Source organism: Ruegeria sp. D4 (assembly GCF_056534475.1).
In genome coordinates, this window is the sequence record NZ_JBQFPJ010000011.1 from 63,885 (window position 1) to 80,389 (window position 16,505).

Below are 16,505 nucleotides of genomic sequence, written 5' to 3' on the forward strand. Positions count from 1 at the left end.
CATGATACGGGCCAGAACCTTCCGCAGATTGATGGGCAGCGCGCTTTGTGTCGTGACCTTTGCAGCCTGCACTCCGGTTGGCCCGGACTTTGTGCGCCCGAACTCTCCGGTCGTCAAACAATGGATCGAAGTGAACAATCCCAACACGGGGCAAAGCGGACTGACCTCGCGCAGCGCGCCCGTGGTAAAATGGTGGGAAACGTTCAACGACCCCACCCTGAACAGACTGATCGCCGAGGCCTACGCGCAAAATCTGACCTTGCAGGTGGCCGGGGCGCGTGTGCTGCAGGCGCGGGCGCAGTTGGGCATCGCGTTTGGAGAGCTTTATCCGCAATCGCAGGCAGTCGGTGCCTCGCTTGAAAGGCGGCAGATCAGCGACAACCTCAATCCAGTGTCCGATATCAACCGCATCATCCCGCTGGACACGGAGTTCTCGACTTCGCAGGTCGGGTTCGACGCGCAATGGGAACTGGATGTCTGGGGCGCGCAGCGGCGCGGCGTTCAGGCTGCACGGTCCAATCTGGCGTTGCAGGTTGCCAACTATGACGATGCCCTTGTGACGCTGACGGGTGATGTTGCCGCCCTTTACGTCAATATCCGCGCATTGCAGGAATCCCTGATCGTTGCACAGGAGAATATCCGACTTCAGCAGGAATCTGCGGATCTGACGCAGCTGCGGTTCAACAACGGCGTCACGACCGAGTTGGATGTGCAGGAATCCACCGCCTTGTTGAACAATACAAAAGCGCTGGTTCCTGAACTGCAAAGCGACTTGCAGCAAGCCAAGAATGCGTTGGCCGTCTTGCTGGGGCAGCCGCCATCGCGCTTGACCAGCCTGCTTGGAAATTCTGGCCGCATCCCCTCGGCACGGTCCAATGTCGCGGTCGGTGTCCCTGCCGAATTGTTGCGCCGTCGCCCGGATGTGCGGGCCGCTGAACTGGCAGCGGCAACGCAATCCGCGCAGGTCGGGATTGCGATGGCCGATCTTTATCCGCAGTTCATCCTTTCGGGTTCAATCGGTCTGCAGGCATCGGGCGGGCGCGACCTGTTCAACGCCAACAGCACCACCGGGCTGGCCAGCGCGGGTGTCGTCTGGAACGTACTCAACTATGGTCGGATCAAGAATAACGTGCGGGCGCAAGACGCCGCGTATCAGGCCCTGATCGCCAACTATCAGAACACGGTCCTGACCGCCTATTCCGAAGTTGAAAGCGCCATGGTCGCCTATGCGCAGGCCCGCAAGCAGGTCGAATTCTATCAGAACAGCGTTACGGCCTCGCGCCGGGCCGCCGAGATTGCAATCAGCCAATACCGTGATGGCATCGCCAGCTATTCGCGGATTTTAAACACGCAAACCGCCCTGTTGCGGTCGCAAGCCAACCTGATCAGCGCACGTCAACAAGTGTCCAGCAATCTAGTCGCCATTTACAAAGGTTTGGGCGGTGGATGGCAGATCCGGCAGAATCAGGAGTTCTTGCCCGGTACCGTTCTGGCCGAAATGGCATACCGCACCGACTGGGGTGATCTGCTGGAAAAGACCCCGACCGGTGTCAGCCTGAACTAGGTTCTATTTTGTCAGCCCCCGCAACCCGCCAGAGATCAGGATATTCACCTCGTAGAGGATGCGTGGCGCCGCCAGACCGCCGGGGCTTGCCAGATAGTTCGGGCTCCACTCGGGGTCGAATTTCTGTTTGAACGCGCGCAGGCCTTCGAAGTGATAGAACTGCTCGCCGTGTTCGTAAACAAACCCCCCGATCCGGTTCCAGAGCGAAGCCAGTTGCCGGTTCTCGATCCCTGAGAACGGCGCAGCCCCGAGCGAAAACCAGTGGAACCCCTGCTCGGACCCCCACACCATCATCTCGGCAAACAGCGCATCCATGACAAAACTGGCGCTGTCAGGCTCGTAACGCATCAGGTCCAACGACAGTTCAGACTTGTTCCCGCCCTGAAACAGATTGGCGAAGGCCACGATCCTGCCCGTCTCGACATTGCGCAAAACGGCGTGATCGAAATACGAAAGGTAATCGTCGTCGAAACCTCCCAAGGCAAAGCCCTTCTCTTCGCCTGCCTTACCGGCCAGCCAGTGATCCGAGATTTCACGCAATTCCGGCAAGACCGGTTTCAGGTCTTCCTTCGGAATGATCTCGAACACATAGCCATCACGTATGGCCCTGTTCTTGGCCTGCCGAAACCGTTTGCGTGACTTGCCGTCCAGCGAAAACCCTTGCAGCGGAACCCGCGCGACTTCGCCGATTTTCAGGATCGAAAGGCCCAGATCCAGAAAGGTTGGCAGGTATTTGGTCGAAACACTGTAGAAAGCACACAGCTTGCCCTCGCGGTCCGCCCGTTCGCGCAGTTGCCAGATCAGCTGCTGACCCGCGGTCTCATCGCCCACAGGCTCTCCCTTGGTGATCAGCGCGTTTCCGGTGTCGGCATAGGCAAGAAACGCGGTTTCATCCGGCGAAATCAGGAACTGCTTGTCGCCAGTCAATGAAATCTGGGCTTCGGTGTCTTCGCTTTGCAACGCAAGCCGTTCCACCGCCTCCGGTATTTCGGTTCGCACAGGAACCGGGATTTCGCGCCCGAACAGGGAATTTACAGCCACCACCCCAAGGATAACCGCAACCACCAGACTGGACCTGAGAAAACGCGAGGCATCGCCGTTCCAGGCGAACTCCCACCACAGGGCGTTTTGATACTCAACGTGCGAATACGCGAACAAACCGATCCAAAAAATCACCGCCATCAGTGCCAGCACACTGACCAGCCATGGAATATTCAGACGGAAGACCGACGCGCCGCTGACCCGATAAAACGCGCCGCGAAACACGGCAAGAACGGCAATGGTCACCACCATACTCAGCGCTTCATGGATATCCAGGCCGCGGGTGAGCGAAGCGATGAACCCGGCCACCATAAGAACCATCGCGACGACCCAGGCGCGATAGAGCTTACGGAACAAGCCGCGTGATACGAGGATCAGCAGAACCCCAACCACACTGCCCGCCAGATGCGAGGCTTCGACGAACGAAAGCGGCAATACCTCGCGTAACGCGCCAAGGCTTTGGGAATTGGACGGCAGCGCGCCGGACACCAGTAATACAACGCCCGCCACTGCAGAAACGCCAGCTGCAACCATTGGAACAATCGGGCGAAAAGCGCGATAGACCCAGCTGGCTGCTCCGCCAATCCTGTCGCGCTGTGTCAGCGCATAGGCCACTGCAATGGACAGGCTGGCGATGACGAAGGGCAGAAACGTGTAAACCACGCGATACAGCAACAAGGCTGCGATCACATCCGATCGGCCAGAGGCGCCGAGACCCGCGATCAGTGTAGCCTCGAACACACCGATCCCGCCGGGTGCGTGGCTGAGGATACCGACGGCAATTGCCGCCACGTAGATGGCAAAGAAATAGGGAAACCCGACGCCCAGATCGTTCGGCATCAAAACATACAGTGTCATTGATGCGCCAAAAAGATCCCCTACTGCCGCCACCGTCAAAAGGCTGGCCAGCTTTCCTCCGGGCAGGTTGAAGCCAAACCCACCATACGCCAGACGGCGCCCGCCGCTGGCAAGCCAGACAAACAGAGCCGCCAACCCGGCCAGCAGGCACAGGCCGATTACGGTTTCGGTCGTTTCACTGATCGGAAGAACCTGAGATATCCCGTCCGGATGCAACGTCAGCAAGATGCCAAGGATCAGGACCATACCCATCCAGAAGGCCACCCACGAGGTCGCGATAACCCCGGCCACACGGGCCAGATCCAGCCCAAGCGACGCATAGATCCGATACCGGATCGCGGTTCCCGTGATGTAGGAAAACCCCAGACAGTTTGACACAGCATAGCCACTGGCCCCGGCCATTCCGGCGACCGGCAGCGGAACCTTGTCTTCAGCCAAGCTTTTAACCGCAAACACATCGTAAAAGGACAGCGACAGAAAACTGAATGCGGTCCAGCACAGCGCGAAAAACATGAGCTTCCAGGACGTACCCGCAATATCGGTCTGAACGTCGGACCATTTCACATGCGAAGACAACTCGTGCAGGACGGTCAACGCAATGATCGTGATAAGGATCGGAACCGCGATACGAACCCAGGGTCTTTCCAGCATGGCCGCAGCCTTCTCGGCCATCCGCAAAACCCGGGAATCGTCACTTGTTTCCTGTACGGTCATCACGACATTCCCTGCTTCAAACCAATCGCGTATACGGAACTAAAGCCGCTAAAGCCTGCCCGACCGCCCAGGCGGAGTTTGGCACAATTTCCTTACCATTCAAAGCGCTACAGGCAGCAAGTCCTCCACCCTGTCAGACGCGCCCCTTCCGCGTTGAAAGCAGCAGGTTGGTTTCGGACCGCGTGATCCCTTCCATCCGCCGGATCTGAAACAGAACCTCGTCCAGTTCCGCCAGCGTTTCGGCCCCGATCTCGGCAATCAGGTCCCAGCTGCCATTGGTCGTATGAACCGCTCTAACCTGCCGCATGGCGGCGATCCTTGCCATGGTCCGCTCGGTTCCCCGGCCTTCGATTTCCAACATCATTAGTCCTCGAACCGGGCTTTGCGCAACATCGCGCCGCGTCAGAACGGTAAAGCCGACGATCTCTCCGGACTGTTTCAAACGATGCAGTCGACTGCGGACGGTTGTTCGCGTCACGCCCAGAATCTGCGCCAGCTCCGACAGCGAGGCGCGCGCATCCCGGTGCAATGCGTTCAGCAGCCTGCTATCCAAATCGTCCATCGTCGCTTACCAGTATGTTTATCCGGGTTTCTTTTTGAGCACTTTGCTATCTTCCGGGATGCCGTGTTGAAAGGTTAGACAAACACATGGCTAATGAAAACATAATACTTGTCGGCGCCCCAATGGACGCCGGAAAACGTCGGCAGGGATGCCGCATGGGTCCTGATGCCTATCGCGTCGCGGGTTTGCAGAAGGCCCTGATGGATCTGGGCCACAGCGTATCGGACCTCGGTGATGTCCGCCCTGACGACGTCCAATCCGCCGAGCATCCTCACCTGTTCGCCTTGCCCGAATGTGTCGGTTGGACCCAGGCGCTGAGCCGTGCGGCGCAAGAAAGCGCCCGCCAAGGTTTGCCCATCTTCATGGGGGGTGATCACGCGCTGTCGATGGGTACGGTCGCAGGAATGGCAACCCACGCTCACAGCATCGGACGGCCCCTCTTTGTTCTGTGGCTGGATGCGCATAGCGACTTTCACACGCCCGACAGCACCGGCAGCGGCAATTTGCACGGCACCCCGGTCGCCTATTTCACCGGTCGCCACGGGTTTGACGCTTTTCCGCCGCTCACGGCACCTGTGCCCACCAACCGCGTCGGCATGATCGGCCTGCGCTCGGTCGATCCCGCGGAACGGGCCGCGCTGGAACAGGACCGCGCCATGCTGGCCGATATGCGCAGCATTGACGAAAATGGCATCAAAGCACCGCTGATGGCCTTTCTGGACCGCGTCCGCGCAGAAAACGGTATCCTGCACGTCTCGCTGGACGTCGACTTTCTTGACCCCGCCATCGCACCTGCCGTGGGCACCACCGTTCCCGGCGGCGCGACCGAACGGGAAGCGCATCTGGTGATGGAACTACTGCATGAAAGCGGCCTCGTACGCTCGCTGGATCTGGTAGAGTTGAACCCGTTTCTGGATGAACGCGGCCGAACCGCAAAACTGATGGTCGATCTGGCCGCCTCGTTACTCGGTCGCCGCATATTCGACCGCCCCACCCGGAGTTTCTGATGCAGTCGCTGCAAGCCCCTTCGGCCGTCGTGATGATCCGGCCGCATGCATTTGCCTCGAACCCGGAAACGCACGGGGACAATGCGTTCCAGACACTTGCCAGCCGTTCGGCGACCGCAACCTCATCTACGGCGCGCGATGAACATGATCAGGCAGTCGCGCAACTGCGGGCCGCAGGTGTCAGGGTTCACGTCTTTGACGATCACGGAGAACTGGACACACCCGACAGTGTGTTCCCGAACAACTGGTTTTCGACCCATCCCGGTGGGCATGTCGCGATCTATCCGATGTACGTTCCTTCCAGGCGGCGCGAACGTCGTTCCGACGTCATCGAGATGCTGAAACAGGAATACCGGGTTCAGGACGTGATCGACTATTCCGGACTGGAACAGGACAAGCTGGCGCTGGAAGGCACCGGCGCGATGGTCCTGGATCACATTGGTCGGGTGGCTTACACGGTAAAATCAAACCGCGCCGACCCCGTTCTGCTGGAACGGTTCTGTACTCACTTCAACTATGAGCCTATTGTTTTCGAAGCGAAAGATGCCCTGGGGCGCGATGTCTATCACACCAACGTTCTGATGGGTATCGGCACCGAATACGCACTGATCTGCCTGGACATGATCACCGACCCCGAGCGACGCGCGACAGTCAAAGCCAGGCTGGAGGAAACCGGTCGTGCAGTCATCGACCTGGCCCACGATCAGATCGCGGAATTCGCGGGCAACGCCATTGAGCTGGCTGGCCAAGACGGTCTGGTCCTGGCTTTGTCCAGCCGGGCGCTGGAAGCGCTGACGCCCGAACAGATTTCCATAATCGAAGCCAGTGCAAAACCACTGCCGCTTTCGGTTCCCACAATTGAAACAGCGGGTGGATCCGTGCGCTGCATGATCGCAGGCATTCACCTGTCCCGCCGATAGGAGATCCTGATGCAACCTTCTGACAAGGCGCTTGTGCCCTTTGTTTCTGTCGACAACATGATGCGCCTCGTCCATCATGTCGGCCTTGAAAAGATGATCACGCAGATTGCCGCGCAGATCGAATCTGACTTCAAGCGATGGGAAAGCTTCGACAAAACGCCCCGAATCCCCGCCCATTCCCCCCATGGCGTGATTGAATTGATGCCAACTTCGGATGGTGAGGCATACGGTTTCAAGTATGTGAACGGGCATCCAAAAAACACGTCCGAGGGTCTGCAGACCGTGACCGCGTTCGGGTTGCTGGCGGATGTTTACACGGGCTATCCCACCCTCTTGACTGAAATGACCATGCTGACGGCCCTGAGAACAGCAGCAACCTCTGCCTTGGTCGGCAGCTATCTGGCACCGAAATCCGCAACGACGATGGCCATGATCGGCAATGGCGCTCAATCCGAGTTCCAGTGCCTGGCGTTTAAGGCAATGTGCGGCATCGACACTGTACGGCTGTATGACACCGACACGAATGCAACGGCCAAATGCGCGGCAAACCTGCAAGGCAAGGGTCTGACTGTTGTTTCCTGCAAAACGGCAGAAGACGCCATCGAAGGCGCCCAGATCATCACCACTTGTACAGCTGACAAGAAATACGCCACCATTCTGACGGACAACATGGTCGGTCCCGGCGTTCACATAAACGCAATCGGCGGTGATTGCCCGGGCAAGACCGAGTTGCACAAGGATATCCTGCTGCGTTCGGAAATATTTGTTGAATACCCCGAGCAAACGCGGATCGAAGGCGAAATTCAGGCCCTGGACTCAGACCACCCCGTGACTGAAATCTGGCAGGTGATGACAGGCCAGGCCAAGGGGCGCACGGATGAACGGGCGATTACACTATTCGACAGTGTCGGTTTTGCGATCGAGGATTTTTCTGCCCTTCGTTACATCAAACGCGCCATCGAAGAGACAGACTTCTTCGAGCCGTTGGACATGCTGGCGGACCCCGACGATCCACGTGACCTCTATGGCATGTTGATGCGCGCCGAAACCTGAAACCAGCTGGGGGTTTCAATGGTCAAGGGGGCGCTGCCCCCGCCGCCCTTCGAGCGACTCCCCCGGGATATTGTTGGCCAGATGAACAAGGGATCCGCTCTCCGACCATTGGTCCGGAGAGCTTCACCTGGCGCGGTCATCGGCATCCCTGCCTGTACCGCCAATCCCGTATCCGACAATTTGATTAAAGATCCGTTACTTCATCTGGCCAAAAATATCCCGGAGCGCGAGGCAGAGCCTCGCAAAAACCCAGGTCAACCAGCCAGGGACGGCAGATAGAGTACGATACCCGGAAAGGCCACGAGCAGGGCGATGGTAACGGCGTCGGCCACAAAGAACGGTGTCACGCCTTTGAAGACATCCTGAACACTAAGATCCGGACGCACTCCAGCCACAACAAAGCAATTCAGCCCGATTGGCGGCGTGATCAGGCAAAATTCGGCCATTTTGACCACCAGAATTCCAAACCAGATCGCACACATCGGGCCGGACATTCCAAAAGCACTCTCGGCAGCGCTGACAGCTTCGCCGCCGTTCAGTGCCATTACCGCAGGGTATACAACAGGCAATGTCAACAACAGCATGCCGATCGCGTCCATGAACATGCCAAGCACGGCATAGGCCAACAGGATGCAGATCAGGATCAGCATGGGCGACATTTCAAGCGACGTGATCCAGTCGGAGAACGCTCCGGGTAGATCGGCGAAACCCAGAAAACGGACGTAGATCAGAACGCCCCAGATGATCGAAAAAATCATCGCCGTCAGCTTGGCGGTTTCCAGCAGCGCCGACTTCAATTCACCCCAGCGCATGCCGTGATAAAGGGCAAAGCAGAACACGATAAAGGCTCCGATTGCCCCACCCTCGGTCGGCGTGCCCCAGGCTTTTTCGCCAAATGGGTTGTAGACAAAACAGATAATGATCAGGATCACCGCGACGATTGGCATTGCCCCGGGCAGCGATGCGAAACGCTGCTTCCAGGTAAAGCCTGTTACCGGCGGGCCGACTGATTTGAACACAACGGCGATACCGACAATCAGGCCCCCATAAATGACCGCCGAGAACGCGCCGGGAATAAACCCGGCCAGCAAAAGCTTGCCAACATCCTGCTCGACGATGATCGCATAGATCACAAGGATGGCGGACGGTGGGATCAAGGAAGCCAATGTCCCGCCGGCGGCGACAACGCCTGCTGCAAATCGCTTGTTGTACCCGACCTCCAGCATCTCGGGGATTGCAACACGGGCGAAAACGGCAGACGTGGCGACGGACGCGCCCGAAACGGCGGCAAAGCCTGCGGTGGCGAATACGGTCGACACCGCCAAACCACCCGGAACCCAGGCAATCCAGCGTTTTGCCGCCTCGAACAAGGCGCGGGTCAGCCCGGCATAGTAGGCCAGATAGCCGATGAGTATGAATGTCGGGATCAGGCTGAGCGTGTGCGAGGCCACCTTGGAATGCGGCACCTGTCCGGCCGTTTTCACTGCCACCGTCAGCGCCTTGCCAAAGCGATCGGGGTCATATCCGAACTTGGCCCAGAAAATCCATACCAGCCCAACAAGACCTGCCAGCCCCGCCGCAAAGGCGACGCGCATTCCTGTGACCACCAAAAACAACAGGCCGCCTGTGACCCACAATCCGATATCAATCGTGTCCATGAGTCAGCCTTGTCCTTCGAACTGATCGGCCTCGGCGGCGGCCTGCGCGGCCGCGTCCTGGATAAGAGGCACAGCGACCGGGTGATCCAGCCCCAGAACAAACGCGCGCCCATAGCCCCAGATCTGCAGAACAAGACGCAGGCACAGAACGGAGAACGCCACCGGAGCCAACAGTTTGGCCGGCCACAGAGGGATACCAATGTCGATGGAACTGTCCCTGCTCCACATCGGCGCGGCAAAATCAAACGACCGCTCGAAATGGGACCAGCTGCCCCAGACAAGGGCCATCATCAAGACAAGGATCAAGACGACGGAAATCGTCTCGAAGAACCAAAGCGCCCGGCCGCGAAGACGCGCGATGACGATGTCCATGCGAATATGCCCGCCATCTCGCTGCACGTAGGAAACGCCCAGGAATGCGATCAGCGGCATCGCCTGTTCAATCCAGTCGACATAGCCCGGCAATGGTGCGTTAAGCGCATTCCGGCCGCTCACCGATACAACGGCAAGAACCATCAGTGAGAAAACCGCCAGACCGCTGATCAGGGCCAGCAGTCTTTCTGCCCGAAGAAGATGCTGGTCCAGACGGCTGAGACGACTGCCATCCTCCAGCACGGTGGCCTGTCCCGCCATCCTGCTTTTTCCTTGTCGTTGAAGAGAACCGGACGCCCGATGGCATCCGGTTCATAACATCAGTTTCCGCCGCGTTGCTGCTGCAGTGTCGACTGAACAAGATCGTACAGGTCCTGCGCAGGCAGACCCTGATCGGTCATGTCGGCAATCCACTGTTCGCGGATCGGATCGGCCGCCTTGGCGCGGAACTCCTGAAGGACGGCGTCGTCAATCATGACTTTCTGAACGCCTTTTTCCTCAAGAACACCGTCCCACTTTTCAAGCAGGGCCCCGTAATTGGCCAGATAATGATCGATCGCCTCGTCAATCGAACTGTCCAGTGCCTCGCGATGCTCTGCCGGAAGCGCCTCATAGGCGTCGATGTTCACCACGACCGGGCAGTTTACGGTGCCAGGGTTCAGGTTGGCCGTCCACCAGTCGGCTTCGTTGATGGTGCCGAAGGACAGGTGTGCGTGCTGGGCAAATGCCACAGTATCGACAACGCCGGATTCCATCGCGTTGAACGCTTCGGTGGCGGGCACTGATGTTGGCACGCCCCCTACGGCTTCAAACGCTTTGCCCAACCCACCGGTCGCGCGCACGCGCATTCCATCAAAAGCGGCAAGGGTGTCGCGCGGCTCGCCCGTGCCGACAAGGTTATACTGCGGCATGGGCGACGTCATGATGATCCGGGCGTTCCACTGCGCCATTTCTTCTTTGACGGCCGGGTGGTCATAAACCGCGTGGCTGACCGCCACTTCCTCGTCCAGATTGTTCACGCCCAGAAACGGAAGTTCGAGAACGGTGATCGCCCGGTTCTTGTCCCGATGATAGCCCGCACAGAACTGCGCCATTTCAAATGCGCCGATCTCGATCCCGTCCAGGTTTTCCCTGGGTTTTGACAAACCGCCATAGCTGACGTTGATCGTGAACTCGCCGCCGGTCTTTTCGGCAACCAGTTCGGACAGCTTTTCAACATGCTCTGTAAATGCGCGGCGCTTGCCCCAGACCGAGGCGTTCCATTCGGTCGCAACGGCTTCGCCTGCAAAGGCCACGCCAATGGCCGCGACGGCGGCGGCGCTTAACATCCTGTTCATAGTGATCTCTCCCTGTGATGCGCCCCTTGGTCAGAGCGCTTGGACATAAAGCTAGCGCCAACATCCGGATGTGCCAACCCCGCAGACGCTTATGAGTTGCCGCCTTCAGGGCGCGACCTGCCGGTACAATCGAAAGAAGAATTGGGAATCCAAAAGGCATCCGGGAAATTCCGGAAAACTGCAGTTCGAAAACAGTTACACGGTAGGCATTGTTATTTTTACATTTTTTTTATACTTTTCGTATTTCTTTACACTTTTTAACCAGATAACGAAATTTGTTTACAAACAAATCGTGGAACTACGGCAATTTATTTATTTGTTTTCAGAACCCCGTATATTCGCAATCGGGAGGAAACGGGTCGACATTGCCTGTTTGACGGGCAAAATCGGTTCATAAATATCCAGTCCTAGAGGGAGGAGCCTCAGTATGACAACCGCTGCCCAGGCAGATGCCAAAACATATCCGCCATCCGCAGAAATCGTGTCCCGTGCGCATATCGATGCTGACAAATACGCGGCAATGTATGCAGCCTCTGTCAGTGATCCTGATGTCTTCTGGGATGAACAGGGCAAGCGCGTCGACTGGATCAAGCCTTATACTCAGGTCAAGGATGTGGACTACAGCTTTGGCTCGGTGAAGATCAACTGGTATGCCGATGGCACGCTGAATGTTTCGGCAAACTGTCTGGACCGTCACCTGGCGACACGCGGCGATCAAACCGCGATCATTTGGGAGCCGGATGATCCAAACGACGCAGCGCAGCACATCACCTATGCCGAGTTGCACCGCCGCACCTGCCGGATGGCCAACATTCTGGAATCAATGGGCGTGCGCAAGGGCGACCGGGTCGTGATCTATCTGCCGATGATCCCCGAAGCCGCCTATGCCATGCTGGCCTGCGCCCGGATTGGGGCGATCCATTCGATTGTTTTCGCAGGTTTTTCCCCGGACGCCCTGGCAGCGCGGGTCAATGGCTGCGACGCCAAGGTCCTGATTACTGCCGACGAAGCCCCGCGCGGTGGCCGCAAGACGCCACTGAAATCGAATGCCGATGCGGCTTTGCTGCACTGCAAGGACACCGTGAAATGTCTGGTGGTCAAGCGGACCGGTGGCCAAACCACATGGGTGGATGGGCGTGACCACGACTACAACGAAATGGCGCTTGAGGCGGATGACTACTGCGCGCCCGCCGAGATGAGCGCGGAAGACCCGCTGTTCATCCTTTATACCTCTGGCTCAACCGGTCAGCCCAAAGGCGTGGTGCATACCACCGGCGGCTATCTGGTCTATGCAGCCATGACGCATGAGATCACTTTCGATTATCACGATGGTGACGTGTACTGGTGCACCGCAGATGTGGGTTGGGTCACGGGCCACAGCTATATCGTCTACGGCCCACTGGCCAACGGCGCGACCACGCTGATGTTCGAGGGTGTGCCGACATTTCCGGACGCCTCGCGGTTCTGGCAGGTCTGCGAAAAGCACAAGGTGAACCAGTTCTACACCGCGCCGACCGCAATCCGTGCCCTGATGGGACAAGGCAATGAATTCGTCGACAAATGCGACCTGAGCGACCTGCGCGTTCTGGGCACAGTGGGCGAGCCCATCAACCCCGAAGCCTGGAACTGGTACAACGAAGTTGTCGGCAAAGGGAAATGCCCCATCGTTGATACCTGGTGGCAAACCGAAACCGGCGGTCACTTGATGACCCCCCTGCCCGGCGCACACGCGATGAAACCCGGCTCGGCCATGAAACCGTTCTTCGGCATTGTGCCGGTGGTTCTGGACCCGCAATCCGGTGTTGAGATTGAGGGCAATGGGGTCGAAGGCGTTCTGTGCATCAAGGACAGCTGGCCGGGCCAGATGCGCACCGTCTGGGGCGATCACGAGCGGTTCGAAAAGACCTATTTCTCGGACTACAAGGGCTATTACTTCACTGGTGACGGCTGCCGCCGTGATGAAGATGGCGATTACTGGATCACTGGTCGCGTTGACGATGTGATCAACGTATCCGGGCACCGTATGGGCACGGCCGAGGTGGAAAGCGCACTGGTCGCGCATGCCGCCGTCGCCGAAGCCGCTGTCGTTGGCTACCCCCATGAAATCAAGGGGCAAGGCATCTATTGCTATGTCACCCTGATGAATGATCGTGAGCCCAGCGACGAACTGCTGAAAGAACTGCGCACCTGGGTGCGGACCGAAATCGGCCCGATCGCCAGCCCGGATGTGATCCAGTGGGCGCCTGGCCTGCCCAAGACACGCTCGGGCAAGATCATGCGCCGTATCCTGCGCAAGATTGCCGAAAACGACTTTGGCAGCTTGGGTGATACTTCGACACTGGCTGATCCGTCGGTCGTCGAAGACCTGATCGAAAACCGTGCGAACAAGTGAGGATGTGATGGACGCTGCCACGATCACCACACCCGCCGTTCTGATCCTTCTTGGCCCTCCGGGCGCCGGGAAGGGCACACAGGCCCGCATGCTTGAAGAAAAGTTCGGGCTGGTTCAACTGAGCACCGGCGATCTGCTTCGGGCCGCCGTTGCTGCCGGAACCGAAGCGGGCAAGGCCGCGAAGGCCGTGATGGAAGCCGGCGATCTTGTCGGTGACGAGATCGTCATAGCCATCCTGCGCGACCGGATGGCGGAACCGGATTGCGCCAAGGGTGTCATTCTGGACGGATTCCCGCGGACTACTGTTCAGGCCGAAGCGTTGGATGGACTGTTGGCCGAAAACGGTCAGAAGATCAGCGCCGCGATCAGCCTTGAGGTGGAGGATGCCGAGATGATCACCCGCATCTCGGGCCGCTATACCTGTGCTGGCTGCGGTGAGGGGTACCACGATCAGTTCAAGAAACCGGCGGTCGAAGGAAAATGTGACAAATGCGGTCACACGGAGTTCAAGCGCCGCGCAGATGATAATGCGGTAACCGTTGCGTCCCGGCTGGAAGCCTACCATGCGCAGACCGCTCCGCTGATCGACTACTACGACAGTCATGAGGTTTTGAAACGGACCAACGCTATGGGCCGGATCGAAGACATCGCCAGTGATCTGGAACAGATCGTCGGCGACGCGATGAGTTAAGGGGATAAGTGAAGCCCAATTTGGGGCTCTGATCCAACAAAAGAATACTTCAACGGACCCGCCTTGGCGGACCGGAGGAGTTTTGCCAAACGCCACCCGGCGTTCGGCGCATTCGAGAGGCGGCCCAACGCACTGGAGGAGTTGGGCAAGGGGCCGCTCAACGACGAAGCGAAGGAGGAACCCGCGATGGCGGATCAATCTACAAACTCCGCGCAGGCTGCCGAGGCCGATAAGGGCTATTGGCAGGCCAACCTGCGCCTCATCTACATCAGCCTCGTGATCTGGGCGCTGGTGTCTTTCGGATTCGGCATCCTGCTGCGTCCGCTGCTGTCGGGTATCGCTGTTGGCGGCACCGACCTGGGCTTTTGGTTCGCTCAGCAGGGATCGATTCTGGTCTTTCTGGTGCTGATCTTCAACTACGCCTGGCGCATGAACAAGCTGGACGCCGAATACGGCGTGGATGAGGAGTAACCCCCATGGACCAGTTTACCATCAACCTGCTGTTTGTCGGCGCGTCGTTCGCACTGTACATCGGCATCGCGATCTGGGCCCGTGCGGGATCCACATCCGAATTCTACGCCGCCGGTCGCGGCGTTCACCCGGTCACCAACGGTATGGCGACAGCGGCGGACTGGATGTCCGCGGCCTCATTCATCTCGATGGCGGGCCTGATTGCCTTTACCGGCTATGACAACTCGACCTTCCTGATGGGTTGGACCGGTGGCTACGTGCTGCTGGCACTGCTGCTTGCACCTTACCTGCGTAAGTTCGGCAAGTTCACCGTATCGGAATTCATCGGTGACCGCTTCTACAGCCAGACCGCCCGTATCGTTGCGGTGATCTGTCTGATCGTGGCTTCGGTGACCTATGTTATCGGCCAGATGACCGGCGTTGGCGTGGCCTTCGGCCGCTTCCTTGAAGTGTCGAACACATCCGGTCTGCTGATCGGTGCCTGTGTCGTGTTTGCCTACGCAGTTTTCGGTGGGATGAAAGGTGTGACCTACACTCAGGTCGCTCAGTACTGCGTGCTGATCACCGCCTACACGATCCCGGCGATCTTCATCTCGCTGCAGCTGACCGGCACTCCGATCCCGGCGCTGGGACTGTTCGGCGACACCGCAGGCGGAGAGCCTCTGCTGAGCAAGCTGGACGCGATCGTGACCGAGTTGGGCTTCAACGAATATACCGCCCACCACTCGAACACGCTGAACATGGTACTGTTTACACTGTCGCTGATGATCGGCACTGCAGGTCTGCCGCACGTGATCATGCGCTTCTTCACCGTGCCGAAAGTGTCTGACGCCCGCTGGTCGGCTGGCTGGACGCTGGTCTTCATCGCTCTGCTGTACCTGACTGCCCCTGCGGTTGGCGCAATGGCGCGACTGAACATCACCGACATGATGTGGCCCAACGGTGGCATCGAAGGTGGCGCTGTTTCGGTTGAAGACATCGACACCGATCCACGTTACGACTGGATGCAGACGTGGCAGAAAACCGGTCTGCTGGACTGGGAAGACAAGAACGGCGACGGCAAGATCCAGTACTACAATGACGCGAATGCCGACATGCAGGCTATTGCGGAAGAAAAAGGCTGGGTTGGTAACGAACTGACCAAGTTCAACCGCGACATCCTGGTTCTGGCCAACCCCGAAATCGCCAACCTGCCGGGTTGGGTGATCGGTCTGGTCGCGGCCGGTGGTCTTGCGGCTGCCCTGTCGACCGCTGCGGGTCTGTTGCTGGCGATCTCGTCGGCGGTGTCCCACGACCTTGTCAAAGGTGCGATCAACCCGCAGATCTCTGAAAAAGGAGAACTACTGGCGGCTCGTATCGCCATGGCCGTGGCCATCGTCGTTGCAACCTACCTGGGTCTGAACCCACCGGGCTTTGCGGCGCAAACCGTGGCACTTGCCTTCGGTCTGGCGGCGGCCTCAATCTTCCCGGCACTGATGATGGGGATCTTCTCGACCCGCATCAACAACACTGGCGCAGTTGCTGGTATGCTGGCAGGTCTGACCGTGACCTTGGTCTACATCTTCCTGCACAAGGGCTGGCTGTTCATTCCGGACACCAACTCGTTTACCGATGCTGACCCGCTTTTGGGTCCGATCAAGTCGACTTCGTTCGGCGCTATTGGTGCAATGATCAACTTCGGCGTTGCTTACGTCGTCGCCGGTATGACCAAAGAGACTCCGCCGGAGATCGTCGAATTGGTCGAAAGCGTGCGCATTCCCCGTGGTGCGGGCGCAGCTCAGAACAAATGAGCCTGATGTGGTCGGTACCCTCCATGGCTGACCACATCTTTCGATCCACTGTACCCGCCCGGCATCCCACCGGGC

The 16,505-nt window shown here is 58.5% G+C and carries 13 protein-coding genes; 8 read left to right on the top strand and 5 right to left on the bottom strand.

What is annotated here, in order from left to right; translation table 11 throughout:
- Position 1 precedes the first annotated feature (1 nt).
- Positions 2-1,564, top strand: coding sequence for an efflux transporter outer membrane subunit (locus tag ACR0MI_RS15175; protein ID WP_170616243.1), 1,563 nt, complete (start codon positions 2-4; stop codon positions 1,562-1,564).
- A 3-nt stretch (positions 1,565-1,567) separates the two neighbouring features.
- Here the strand turns inward: ACR0MI_RS15175 and mprF are convergent, their stop codons facing one another.
- Both mprF and ACR0MI_RS15185 read right to left on the bottom strand, forming a co-directional pair.
- Entirely contained in the window at positions 1,568-4,177 is a 2,610-nt protein-coding gene (mprF, locus tag ACR0MI_RS15180; protein WP_170817263.1) for a bifunctional lysylphosphatidylglycerol flippase/synthetase MprF, read from the bottom strand.
- Positions 4,178-4,310: 133 nt separating this feature from the next.
- Positions 4,311-4,739 (bottom strand): Lrp/AsnC family transcriptional regulator, encoded by a 429-nt coding sequence (locus tag ACR0MI_RS15185; RefSeq protein ID WP_170616238.1) that lies wholly within the window; start codon positions 4,737-4,739, stop codon positions 4,311-4,313.
- An 86-nt stretch (positions 4,740-4,825) separates the two neighbouring features.
- Here ACR0MI_RS15185 and rocF point away from each other — a divergent pair, with 86 nt between their 5' ends.
- Genes rocF through ACR0MI_RS15200 form a run of 3 tightly spaced genes read left to right on the top strand, consistent with a single transcriptional unit; the run spans position 4,826 to position 7,719 of the window.
- Complete coding sequence (rocF, locus tag ACR0MI_RS15190; protein ID WP_170616235.1) at positions 4,826-5,746, top strand: arginase; 921 nt, start codon at positions 4,826-4,828, stop codon at positions 5,744-5,746.
- Positions 5,746-6,666 (top strand): citrulline utilization hydrolase CtlX, encoded by a 921-nt coding sequence (gene ctlX / locus ACR0MI_RS15195; RefSeq protein ID WP_170817262.1) that lies wholly within the window; start codon positions 5,746-5,748, stop codon positions 6,664-6,666. The genes rocF and ctlX overlap by 1 nt, the downstream gene beginning before the upstream one ends.
- A 6-nt stretch (positions 6,667-6,672) precedes the next feature.
- Positions 6,673-7,719: an ornithine cyclodeaminase gene (locus ACR0MI_RS15200; RefSeq protein WP_170616383.1), complete on the top strand. Its 1,047-nt coding sequence runs from the start codon at positions 6,673-6,675 to the stop codon at positions 7,717-7,719.
- A gap of 254 nt (positions 7,720-7,973) precedes the next feature.
- Here ACR0MI_RS15200 and ACR0MI_RS15205 read toward each other — a convergent pair whose 3' ends face one another.
- Genes ACR0MI_RS15205 through ACR0MI_RS15215 form a run of 3 tightly spaced genes read right to left on the bottom strand, consistent with a single transcriptional unit; the run spans position 7,974 to position 11,086 of the window.
- Positions 7,974-9,377 (bottom strand): TRAP transporter large permease, encoded by a 1,404-nt coding sequence (locus ACR0MI_RS15205; protein WP_170616230.1) that lies wholly within the window; start codon positions 9,375-9,377, stop codon positions 7,974-7,976.
- Positions 9,378-9,380: 3 nt separating this feature from the next.
- A complete protein-coding gene (locus ACR0MI_RS15210) occupies positions 9,381-10,010 on the bottom strand; it encodes a TRAP transporter small permease (RefSeq protein ID WP_170616227.1) in 630 nt (209 codons plus the stop codon).
- A 59-nt stretch (positions 10,011-10,069) separates the two neighbouring features.
- Positions 10,070-11,086, bottom strand: coding sequence for a C4-dicarboxylate TRAP transporter substrate-binding protein (locus ACR0MI_RS15215; protein WP_170616225.1), 1,017 nt, complete (start codon positions 11,084-11,086; stop codon positions 10,070-10,072).
- 427 nt (positions 11,087-11,513) lie between these two features.
- Between ACR0MI_RS15215 and acs the strand changes: the two genes are divergently transcribed.
- The 4 genes from acs to ACR0MI_RS15235 all read left to right on the top strand — a co-directional run bounded on the left by acs (position 11,514) and on the right by ACR0MI_RS15235 (position 16,430).
- A complete protein-coding gene (gene acs / locus ACR0MI_RS15220) occupies positions 11,514-13,478 on the top strand; it encodes an acetate--CoA ligase (protein ID WP_170616223.1) in 1,965 nt (654 codons plus the stop codon).
- A 7-nt stretch (positions 13,479-13,485) separates the two neighbouring features.
- Positions 13,486-14,169 (top strand): adenylate kinase, encoded by a 684-nt coding sequence (locus tag ACR0MI_RS15225; RefSeq protein WP_480854793.1) that lies wholly within the window; start codon positions 13,486-13,488, stop codon positions 14,167-14,169.
- 186 nt (positions 14,170-14,355) lie between these two features.
- Positions 14,356-14,640 carry a DUF4212 domain-containing protein gene (locus ACR0MI_RS15230; protein ID WP_170348424.1) on the top strand — a complete coding sequence of 95 codons (285 nt, stop codon included), beginning with the start codon at positions 14,356-14,358 and terminating at the stop codon, positions 14,638-14,640.
- 5 nt (positions 14,641-14,645) lie between these two features.
- Positions 14,646-16,430, top strand: a complete 1,785-nt coding sequence (locus tag ACR0MI_RS15235) for a sodium:solute symporter family protein (RefSeq protein ID WP_170616216.1) — start codon at positions 14,646-14,648, stop codon at positions 16,428-16,430.
- Positions 16,431-16,505: the final 75 nt, after the last annotated feature.